Origin of the sequence: Pseudomonas sp. BMW13 (genome assembly GCF_013357275.1) — a bacterium.
In the GTDB taxonomy this organism is placed as follows: Bacteria; Pseudomonadota; Gammaproteobacteria; order Pseudomonadales; family Pseudomonadaceae; genus Aquipseudomonas; species Aquipseudomonas khazarica.
Window position 1 is genome coordinate 80,517 of the sequence record NZ_SUKD01000023.1, and the last position, 10,906, is coordinate 91,422.

7 protein-coding genes and 1 pseudogene are annotated in these 10,906 nt (G+C 61.8%); 4 read left to right on the top strand and 4 right to left on the bottom strand.

What is annotated here, in order from left to right:
• Positions 1-101: 101 nt before the first annotated feature.
• Positions 102-1,628: an NADH-quinone oxidoreductase subunit L gene (locus E4487_RS18445; RefSeq protein WP_175254065.1), complete on the top strand. Its 1,527-nt coding sequence runs from the start codon at positions 102-104 to the stop codon at positions 1,626-1,628.
• The gene (locus E4487_RS18450; protein WP_175254066.1) at positions 1,625-4,072 is read left to right on the top strand and encodes a YbcC family protein; all 2,448 of its coding nucleotides are present in this window, start codon (positions 1,625-1,627) and stop codon (positions 4,070-4,072) included. The genes E4487_RS18445 and E4487_RS18450 overlap by 4 nt, the downstream gene beginning before the upstream one ends.
• Before the next feature lie 61 nt (positions 4,073-4,133).
• Here the strand turns inward: E4487_RS18450 and cysD are convergent.
• Positions 4,134-4,996 (bottom strand): annotated as a pseudogene (cysD, locus tag E4487_RS18455) (sulfate adenylyltransferase subunit CysD).
• Between the two features lie 50 nt (positions 4,997-5,046).
• Complete coding sequence (locus E4487_RS18460) at positions 5,047-5,904, bottom strand: DUF6671 family protein (protein WP_257229457.1); 858 nt, start codon at positions 5,902-5,904, stop codon at positions 5,047-5,049.
• 96 nt (positions 5,905-6,000) lie between these two features.
• Here E4487_RS18460 and E4487_RS18465 point away from each other — a divergent pair, with 96 nt between their 5' ends.
• Positions 6,001-6,924 carry a LysR family transcriptional regulator gene (locus E4487_RS18465; RefSeq protein WP_175254067.1) on the top strand — a complete coding sequence of 308 codons (924 nt, stop codon included), beginning with the start codon at positions 6,001-6,003 and terminating at the stop codon, positions 6,922-6,924.
• 423 nt (positions 6,925-7,347) lie between these two features.
• Entirely contained in the window at positions 7,348-8,310 is a 963-nt protein-coding gene (locus tag E4487_RS18470; RefSeq protein WP_175254068.1) for a bifunctional GNAT family N-acetyltransferase/nucleoside diphosphate kinase regulator, read from the top strand.
• Positions 8,311-8,403: 93 nt separating this feature from the next.
• Here the strand turns inward: E4487_RS18470 and E4487_RS18475 are convergent, their stop codons facing one another.
• Together E4487_RS18475 and E4487_RS18480 are read right to left on the bottom strand one after the other, a co-directional pair.
• Positions 8,404-9,465: a sensor domain-containing diguanylate cyclase gene (locus E4487_RS18475; protein ID WP_175254069.1), complete on the bottom strand. Its 1,062-nt coding sequence runs from the start codon at positions 9,463-9,465 to the stop codon at positions 8,404-8,406.
• 372 nt (positions 9,466-9,837) lie between these two features.
• Positions 9,838-10,815 (bottom strand): ABC transporter substrate-binding protein, encoded by a 978-nt coding sequence (locus E4487_RS18480; RefSeq protein WP_175254070.1) that lies wholly within the window; start codon positions 10,813-10,815, stop codon positions 9,838-9,840.
• Positions 10,816-10,906 lie beyond the last annotated feature (91 nt).

Consider the following 10,906-nt stretch of genomic DNA (forward strand, 5'->3'; position numbering starts at 1 on the left):
TTAGTTCTCCTAAAGTGATCGATTGATTCTTATCAATCTATTTTTAATAGTTCAAGCACTCTCCGACACTAGCGCCATCAAGCTTTTGCGGAGTGCGCGCCATGCCCAGCCTGTTTTTCCCCCTGGCCCAGTTGCTGCCCTGGGCCTATGCCCTGGCGTTGCTGCCGGTCGCTCTCATCGGCTCACCACGCTGGATCTGGTGGCCTGCCCGCGTCGCCGGCTACCTGGGACTGAGCCTGGTGCTTGCTGCCTGGGGGCAGGCCGCCCTGGAAGGGCAAAGCAACGACCGCCTGGGACTGGCCATGGCCGGCCTGGTCGGTCTGTTGGCGCTGGTGATCATCGATTATTCCCAGCGTTACCTGGACGGCGAGCCGGGGCAGCGCCGTTACGTGCTGGCCCTGCTGGGCACCTTGACCGCGGTGGCCACTGTGGTGACCAGCACCAACCTGTTCCTGCTGGTCGGTGCCTGGACTATCTCCAGCCTGTGCCTGCATCAGCTGCTGACTTTCTACCGCGACCGTCCGCAGGCAGTCGTGGTGGCCCACAAGAAGTTTCTCGCCAGCCGCCTGGCAGATGTCTGCCTGCTGTTGGCGACTGTGCTGCTGGTGCGTGCCGGCGGTGACAGCCAGATTGCGGTGATCCTCGATGCTGTGAACACACGCCTGCAGGCCAACGGCCAACTGGGCTGGGACCTGCAGCTGGCCGCGCTGCTGCTGGCCCTGGCGGTGATCCTCAAGTCCGCCCAGTTGCCGGTGCACGGCTGGCTGATCCAGGTGATGGAGGCGCCGACGCCGGTCTCGGCGCTGCTCCACGCCGGGCTGGTCAATCTGGGCGGCTTCCTCCTGCTGCGCTTCGCCCCGCTGTTCTCCGCTGCCGTGCCGGCGCAGAGTCTGCTGGTGCTGTTCGGCGGTCTGACTGCGGTGATTGCCGCGCTGGTGATGATGACCCGCATCAGCATCAAGGTGCGCCTGGCCTGGTCGACCTGCGCGCAGATGGGCCTGATGCTGCTGGAGTGTGGCCTGGGCTTGTACGAGCTGGCCCTGGTGCACCTGCTGGCCCACTCGCTGTACAAGGCCCATGCCTTCCTCGCGGCTGGCGAGACCGTGGCCCAGGCCCGCCAACATGCCCTGCAGCCGCAGGCTTCCGCGCCCGGGCTGGGTAGCTTGCTGCTCGCCCTGCTGCTGGCCGGCCTGGCGCTGACCCTGCTACAGGGGTTGTGGAGCTGGGTGCTGCCCGGCCACGCGCTACCCCTGGTTGCCCTGACGCTACTGGCCATCGGCCTGGCGCCCTGGTGCCTGCGCCGTGGCCAGCTGCCCTATGGGCTGGCGATGTTCGTCCTGTTGTTGGGCGCCTACCTGCTCTGGCACCAGGCCGCCGGCTGGATGCTCGACCTGCAGCTCGGCACAGCACCATGGCCGCTGACCGGGGTCGCCGTGCTGCTGTTACTCGGTCTGTATCTGCTGCAGGCCCTGCTCCTCGCCCATCCCCACGGCGCCCTGGCGCAACGTCTTTACCCCCTAGCCTTCGCCGGCTTCTACCTGGACGAGCACTTCACCCGCCTGACCTTTCGTCTGTGGCCGGTGCGCTCGCCGCAGCCCCTTACCTCGACTTCTGGAGATTGCCCATGACTGCGCACGAACCCATCGTTGGCCTCGACCGGGACGCCTTGTATGAAGCTGCGCGTCAGGCCTGTGCGCGAATCGCGCCAACCTGGCCGCTGGATCGCATGATTGCTGTCAGCCCCTTGTGGGAACGTCGCGAGCAGACCTGGGACGCCGTCGCCGAGCAGCTCTGGCAACGCGCCGGCAGTCGCCTGACGCTGAGCGCCGTTGACTACCGCAAGGCCTGGCAGGACGGCGCCATCACCGAGCGCCATCTGCATCAGGCACTGGCCGAGCGCAGCGCAGCCGAGACACCTGTCCAGCTCCTGCAGGCGCTGGATGCCCCCGAGGAGCCTGGCCAAGGGCTGCCGCTGCTGGAAGACCTGGCCGAGCCTGGCATCCCACTGCCGGGCTGGCCGGTGCTGATCACCCAGCAGATCGGCCAGTGCTGCGCGGCCTGGTTCGACCACGAACAGGCCGACTGGCGCCCGGACGGCAGCGTCGGGCTATACCAGGCCTGGCGCAGCAGCATGCTGGCAGATAAGGGGCTGAGCGTGCTCAGCGCCTGCCGCTATCTGCACCAGCGCATCGTCGAACTGCCGGAGCAGCCGCAGGCGGCCCTGGAGGCGGCGGTGCAGCGTCTCGGGCTGGTGGTGGCTGACTGGGCCCCCTGGTTCGACTGCCTGCTGCTGCGTAGCCTGGGCTGGGCCTCCTGGTGTGCCTACCTTCGCTGGCAGGCCCGCCTGCAGGGCAAAGACGACCAGACCATGCTTGAGTTACTAGCCATACGCGCCGCCTGGGAGTCGCTGGTCGATGACCGTCAGCGCGACGGCGACAGCCGATGGCAGTGCTGGCGCTCAGCCTGGCAGGACCGCCTGCAACAGCCGCCGTCGACCACCTGGCAGGCTCTACAGCTGTGGCAACGGGCCGACGAGTTGGCCTGGCAGGAACAGCTGCAGCACGCGCTGTGCCGTAGCACACCGGGGGCCCTGCCGCCGGCGCCGCTGGCCAAGCTGTTCTTCTGCATCGATGTCCGTTCCGAGCCCCTGCGCCGAGCGCTGGAACAGGTCTGCCCGGATCTTCAGACTGGCGGCTTCGCCGGCTTTTTCGGTCTGCCCATCGCCTATACCCCGCTGGGCACCAGCGCCACACGTCCGCAGCTGCCGGGGCTACTGGCTCCGCAGCTGCAGGTCAGCGAGAGCACGGGCGACGTCGCACAGGACCGGCAACTGGCCCAGGCACGCCAGGGTCGCCTCGCGCGTCAGGGCAGCTGGCGCCTGTTCGAACGCCTGCCGGCCTCGACCTTTACCCTGGTCGAGAGCGTCGGCCTGGGCTACGCCGGCGCACTGCTGTGGCGCACCTACGGCCTCAGCGAAAGTCCAGCCCAGCCAGATCGCAGCGCCTGGAGCCGCGCCGAATGGCAACGCCTGCAACCGCAACTACCGAGCATGGGCCTGTCACAGAAGATCGACCTGGCCGAGCGTATCCTCAGGGCCATGGGCCTCACCGGGCCCGTGCCGGCGCTGCTGGTGCTGCTCGGCCACGGCAGCCAGAGCGCCAACAACCCGCAGGCAGCCGCTCTCGACTGCGGTGCCTGCTGCGGGCAGAGCGGCGAGATCAACGCACGCCTGCTGGCCAGCCTGCTCAATGAAGCCGAAGTGCGCGCCGGTTTGCGTGAGCGCGGGATCGACCTGCCGCCGCACTGCCATGTGCTGGCCGGGCTGCACAACACCACCACCGACGAAGTCCAGGTCTTCGATCACGCGGCGCTGCCCCAGGCGCTGCAATCTAGCTGGCAGCGCCTGCGGGCCGCATTGGACAGCGCCGCTGTCGAGGTGCGTCGGCAACGGGCAGCGAAACTGGGCCTGGCGCCCCTGCGCGAGCAACCCGACAGGTTGCTGGCACGGCTGCGCCGGCGTGCCCGCGACTGGGCGCAGACGCGCCCCGAGTGGGGTCTGGCCGGCAACGCAGCATTCATCGCCGCACCGCGCACCCGCACCCGCGGCGTCGACCTACAGGGCCGCGCCTTCCTGCACGACTACGACTGGCGCGAGGACCGCGACGGCGCCGTGCTGGAGCTGATCATGACCGCGCCCATGGTGGTGGCGCACTGGATCAACCTGCAGTACTTCACCTCCACCACCGACAACCCGCGTTTCGGTAGCGGCAACAAACTGCTGCACAACGTGGTGGGCGGCCATCTCGGCGTGTTCGAGGGCAACGGCGGCGATTTGCGCATCGGCCTGGCCCGCCAGTCGCTGCACGACGGCCAGCAGTGGATGCACCGCCCGCTTCGCCTGCACGTGGTCATCGAAGCGCCGCAGGCGATGATCGACCGGGTGATAGAGACGCACGCCGTTGTGCGCGACCTGATGCAGCACGGCTGGCTGTACCTGCTGCGCCTGGACGGCCAGCCGGCACGCCTGGAGCGGCGTACCGTCAGCGGCTGGGAAGCCATGCCGGACGCCTGAAAACACCGAGGCCACGTCATGCAGACACGGCCTCGTTGGTTGGCAGCAGGCGTTGAGCGGTTTAGGAATAGCCTTCGATCTTCTTTTTCTCCATCGAGCCCCGCTGGCCATGGTCGATGATCCGGCCCTAGTGCTCGGACATACGGGTCAAAAGCATCATCCTGGACGATTGCCGGCTGCGTCTGTGCCTGCAACTCTACGTGCCCCGTCAGCGGGTAGCAAACGAGGGTGCGGAGCCGTAACCCAGCGGGTCTGGATGCTTGCACGCTGCTGCTGGGTGAGGTGCTGCGGAGGCTCATCGTCGACACACATCAGCGCGCCGTACAGCTCCACCAACGGGCGCAGCGCCGCGCGGTAGAGGTCGACGATATCGATGTTTTCCAGATAGATGTATTGCCAGATGCCAAGCTCGGTCCAGTTTGACAGCGGGAACACCCGCAGGTTTTCGCCGACGTTAATTCGGGTGTGTTACAGCTGCCACAGCTCTGGTCGCTGCTTGAGGTCCCAGCGCTGGTGCGGGTCGAGGAAGGAACAGACGCGCACCCTGGCCCATGGTTTTTCCTCCTCGCGCCTGGCGCCATCGAAGTAGACTTCTAAACCGTAATGCGCCAGCGCCTGCTTGAGCGCCTCGGTTTTCATGATGTCGGTGCACTTGGCCAAGCCCAAGGAGAACGGCGTAATGCTCAGCCGCGCGCCGTCCGGATTGATGTGCACGCGCATATCCAGGTGCAAGCGTTCGGCCAGACGATCACTGAATTCGCCCATCTCGTGAAACTCCCAGCCGGAGTCCACATGCAATAGGGGAAACGGCAGCGGCTCCTAGAAAAAAGCCTTGCATGCCAGGTGCAGCAGCGCCGTGGAATCCTTGCCGATGGAATAGAACAGGCAGTGATGGCGAATCACCGCTACCAATCTGCGCAGGATGGCCTAAGGGGCACGCAGGTAGGTCAGGCGCGCACCATTGGGAATGGTGCCTATGGATTGCACTGCGGGCATTGGCCGGGGCTGGCCAGCCGGCCGACGGCCTGTCGTTCCTCGTAATTGCAGGCCGGACATTGCCAGACGTGCGCCGCTGCCAGCGGTGTGCTCAGGCCACAATCGGCGCACAGCAGACCGGGCTCGCTGCGGGCCACGGCAAAGCCACGTGCCTGGCAGCGCAGACAGTTGCTAGCCAGGCGTTGCGCCAACTGCTCGACGGCCTCGCGAATCACCGTCTGCCGCAGCGGGTTGAGGTGCGCGCGCATATCGGTTTCCAGCCAGATCGAGGCCTCGCGGGCCAGCAGCCACTGCAACTGGCCGCGCAGCCAGTCGGGCTCGCGAACCCCCTTGCGGAACCAGGGCTCGCCGGGACGCCCCAGGATCAGGGCATGCTCGGGAAAGCGGGCGCGCTGCATGAACGTCTCCGCCTGCTCCAAGCTGGCGATCTCGCCTTGGGCATAGTTGGTCGCGCCTGAACCGGCCAGGGCAAATACCGGGTACTCCAGTTGGGCATCCCACAGGCAGAGGATCTCGTAATCCCAGGGCATCCAGCCCAGGTGCGGGTCGCGAGCGAAGCTACCCTCGCTGCCCAGGCCATAGCGTGTTGCGCCGAGCGAACAGGCGAGTTTGGCTTTGCTCAGCGCCGTATCGTGGGCACTGCCCTGGCGCGGTACCTCTCGACTGAAAGTCCCGAAGTGGTCGGTGTCATAGCTGTTGACCGCGTCGATACGCAGCCCCAGCGGCGCCAGCGCATCGGCAACCAAGCGGCCCTTGTCATGGCAGGTCAGAAAGGTAACGCGCTGCACCTGGTGCGTGGTGGCGAGCGTTCCGTGAGGGGCATGAGCGGCAGACATGGCGGTAACTCCTGCATGTGTCGTCGCATGCATTTTCACCAGTCGTTGATATAGTCAAAAATAGATTATCTACCTGAAAATCATCGGTTATTAGCAATGAAAAGGCAGCGCTTTCACACTCGCCAGACCACCTTCCGCCAGCTGGAGACCTTTCTAGCCGTGGCCGAGCGGCTCAGTGTGACCGAGGCGGCCCGCGCCCTGCACCTGGCCCAACCCTCAGTATCGACGCAGATTGCCAAGCTCGAGCAGGCCCTGGGCATGCAGCTGTTCGAGCAGTTGGGCAAGCGCCTGCACTTGACCGATGCCGGGCGCGAGGTGCAGGCCGGTGCGCGGGAAATCTTCGACGCTCTCGATCATCTGGAGATGCGCCTGGCGCAGCTCAACGGGCTGACCGCCGGGCAGCTACGCCTCGGCGCCGTGACCACCGCCAAGTACCTGGTACCGCGTCTGCTCGGCCCCTTTTGCCGACAGTATCCCCAGGTCGAGGTCGAGCTGAACATCGCCAACCGCTCGGAGGTGATCCGGCGCCTTGAGGACAACCGCGACGATCTCTACGTGTTCAGCCAGCCGCCTCGGCATCTGGATCTCGAGGTGACCCCACTGGCCGACAACCCGCTGGTGGTGATCGCTCCGGCCGGCCACCGCTTCGCCGGTCAGCGTCTGCGCTGGGAACAGCTGGTGGGCGAGCCATTTCTCAGCCGCGAGCCCGGCTCGGGCACGCGCCTGGCCATCGAGGAGCATTTCGCCCGCTTCGGCTGGAGTCTCAAACCACAGATGACCATCGAGAGCAACGAGGCAATCAAGGAATCCGTGGCGGCTGGCCTGGGCATCGCCATCCTGTCGCGGCATACCCTCATCCATACGGCGCCAGGCAATCTGGTGGAGCTGGATGTGGAGGGCTTTCCGATTCCCAACCGCTGGTACCTGGTGTGCTGGCGCACCAAGAGTCCGTCACCGGCGGCGCAAGCCTTCAGCCGTTTCGCCGAAGTCCCTCTGGACACGCCCACGCTACCGGGCTGAGCCTTCAGTCCAGGCGCTGGCTAGCTGCCTATCCCGCTATCGCCCATAAGTGGGCGCTAGGTGTCAGTTCGTTTGTTAGATCAGATGCGAGCAAGACAGTCTGCCGGAAATGCTACCAAGCGTCGGGGGAGTCGAAATATTGCAGGAGTATGAGAATAGCTGTGGACTTTGAGTGCAAATGGCTGTCGAAGCCGATGCGAATTTTCAGTCAGACGCCCCACAAGAGCCCGGCCCTGCTGATAGGCGCAGGAGGTTTCTAGTCTTTGTTCTCCAAACAGCTTTACCCGATTACTGCCACCATGGCGGGAGCTTTGGGTTTGCCTGGCTAACGTTCAGAAACACAATGACTTCCCCCAGCTCCCCAATTCCATTCGGCATTGATCGGAATATGTCTTAAGATAACCGGTTGCCGAAAGAACCGTCATGGCCATCGCCATGAAGGGCTTTCATCCTTTACAGATATGTGTGGTGAAGATGAACAAGCCTTTCATTTCGCTGTGCCCTGAAGTTACCAGGGAGCACGCGCTGAAGCTGATGCATTGGTTGGAGGATGAGCGCGTCACCTGCTATTTGAGCGACTCGCCCCATGTCTCCCGATCTATTGAGCACGCTATAGATCGGACTCAATTGCCGATTCTGACTCACCTGTTCAATCAGGGCGGCCGATTCTTCATGGCCTATGACCGGCATGACACTCCGGTGGGTTTTGTCCGTCTCATCAAGACCGGCGCGAATTGCGAGATCGTTCTGGTCATCGGAGATAGTGACAAATGGGGCCGAAACCTTGGTGCTCTCACGATCCACGAAGGCATGAAGCTAGCCTTTCTCGACATGCGGGCCAAGAAGCTCATCGCCAAGATCCACCCTGACAACACCCGATCGCTGAAAGCCTTTCTGCGCTGTGGTTTTCTGCTTGAGAGCGAGACGCCTGCATTGAAGTCATTTTCCATGACGGCGCAGCGCTATCTCCAGCTCCTACGCGAAGGCGCAGTCGGCAATTCACCCAGGATCTACGTCACTGAAATCGACAAGGCCAGACTCGAGAGCCTGATTCCACTTGAGCAAGGCCAGGCGGTGATTGAACTTGAGCATGAGCTTGAGCGAGCCATTGTTGTCAAGCAGGAGCATGTGGCACGTGATGTCGTCACGATGAACTCCAGGGCCTTGCTGCAGCTAGACGACGAGCAAATCGAGGTGGCTCTGGTCTACCCCAAAGACGCGGATAGCAATGCCGGTAAGCATTCCGTGTGCTCAGACATCGGGGCTGCAATCCTCGGCTATCAGGAGGGCGATGCCATCAGTTGGCGGATATCTGATCGAACCCGCCGGATTGAGATCAGAAGAGTGCTTTATCAGCCAGAAGCCGCAGGGGACTTCCACCTGTGACTTCGTTCTTGGCCCAATATCCAGACCATCAGACAGAACATTCGGCATCACGTAGTCCCAGCTCATTTGGGGCGCCTGTACAGATCGAATCGCTCACTGTCGGCGCAGCCACGGAGTTTCCACCGCCTCCTGGCGCCTGCGTTGCTGTTTCACGCGGTACATTTCACTGTCCGCAATTCTGATGGCGTCTTCTACTGTAATCGTCGCCGGCATCACCGCAACCACTCCAACACTCGCACCTTGATAGTCAAAGGCCTCCGTACTATCGCCAAGTGTGTACCGTCCAGCTATCGCCCGACTCAGTCGCTCTTGCATGAGCCGAGCGACAACACTCAGCTCTTCATTCGAGTCCTTGTTTTCGGGCGATGCCCCCTGTGCGATCACGATAAACTCGTCACCTCCAAGACGACCAACACGGTCACTGCTCCGCAGACACTGTTTTAATTTAGATGCCACTTCCTGAAGAAAATGATCCCCAGCTTGGTGGCCATAGGCATCGTTGATACGTTTGAATCCATCCAGATCGATAACGCCGATTAGCACATAGCGGTTTTCCCGTTGCGCCAAGGCAAATAGATGATCCAGATCTCGGAGGATCGCCCGCCGATTGGCAAGGCCAGTGAGAGGATCGGTCAAGGCAAGCGCCGCCAGCTCTGCGTTGGCTGCCTGGAGTTGCTCAACCAATAGCTCCCGTTCAATAAAGTAGCCCAATAGGGTCGACAATAATCGCAGCACCGGTTTCACATTGGGTGGGCAGGCTACCTGGTCCGAGCTTGCAGCGCAGACGGTGCCAATAACACGCCCAGACTGGGATCGAATCGGCGCACTCAGATAGGTCTTGATCCCTAGTGCTTGAGCTGCCTCAGAATCGCCCCAGCACTCGTCAACGTTGTCCGAGTATTGGCGATTCTCCTCCAGTGCGCGTTTGCACAGGGTGTCAGCCCAAGGCACGACAAGCCCCTCAGGGATAATCATTTTTCCCGTATTGCGTGCAACTTCAACACGCTGAGTGCCATCTTCAATATTAATCGTCGTCAGGTATGTAGACTCCATACCCGTGATCTGACTGAGCAGCGACAACAGAGGGCGAGCCAACTGCTCTAAGGAACGGGCGCGGGGAACAGTCGCCGACAGAAGGGATAGAATCTGGTCCATCTGGACGTACCAATAGCGAGGTCACAGAACCTTTGTCGATCAGAAGAGCACCATCTGAATATAGCGCGCGTCCCTAGATGCCGACGACTATCGCTGACAGCTACCAGCTGTTGAGCCATTCCCTTACGGTGGCATCACCTGAAGAATAAAGGATCTTTGTCTGTTGTATTGATATTTCAGGAAAATTGATGACCTTTACAGTTGCTACTCCCTTTGCACAAGGGGCGACTAAAGGCCTCCTCCTCGATCTGCTCCCTCGGGCTCGGATGACTGAAAAATCGTTGCCTGGACGGAACCATGAGCGCTCCTCCTAGTTAATCGAGGTTCAGTCAGCATGAGACAGGCGATCTAAAGCACGTAAAGCCCTACCTATCAAGGCTCATTGGCAGGTAACCGTGACCGCAAAGCATGTCTGGACATGTTAAGCATAAGATTGTCGGCGGTCCGGTCATATGGTGGCCAGAAACGCTCGGTGCTGAATAGCTCGGGGTTGGCGGCAAGCATCGGGTTATCGACTGAGGAGACTACCGCCACCATATTCAGTTCCTGCACCACCCGACGCTGCACTGCCTCAGATAGAAAGTGATCCATCACCAGATAAGCGGCGTCCAGTTTGTCACCGCTGACGCCTTTGACGATATTCATCGTGTCCAACCAAGTGGTGTCCCCCTCGACAAACTCCACCCGTTGCCAGTCCTCACCACGTTTGCGCCGATCCGCTATCTCTGGACCATAGCTGGCCACCAGCAGTTGATCACTACCAAACTGTGGCGCACTTTCCCAGAATTCCCCGACCTGGGTATACAACCGATCCAGAAAATACTGCGCAGGACCATCCGCTGCAGCCATCAGCTTGGCCTCCTTACGCCTGCCAGCACGCATCAGATCATGCAAGAGAAATGGTTGCTCGCCCAAGGCGAGAAATGCCATGGCGATATTGGGCTGCACCTGGCCGCTGGTCAGCGACAGCTTTCCTTTCCAATGCGGCTGTAACAGGTCGCTCAGTCGCTGCGGCAACTGGTCCTTGTTGAGCCTCTGCATGTTCGCCCAGATCCCATAAGTCCCTCCACCGAAGGGCACATAGAGCAGGCGCGCACCATCCTTTCCCATGTCTAGATGGGCCAGTTGCGGCAAGAGCTGGTTGAATAGACGCAGACGCGTAGGATCGATTGCCTGCAGCAAGTCCGTCATTCGGCCTTGCTGCATCTTCAGATAGTTGAGGGTAAGGAAGCTCAAATCTGCTCTGCCGGCACGCAGCAGCATGAACATCTGTTCGGGGCCCTCAGCGTAGGGATCGATGACTTCAGCCCTAACCGCAAGCCCCTGCTCGGCCAAGTCACGGTTGATCACCACCAAGTCTTCCGCTGAACGAGCCCCTTGAAACACAGGACACCGTTTCCCCCTTACCATAAGGGATAGGCAAACGACTGTGTTTATGACT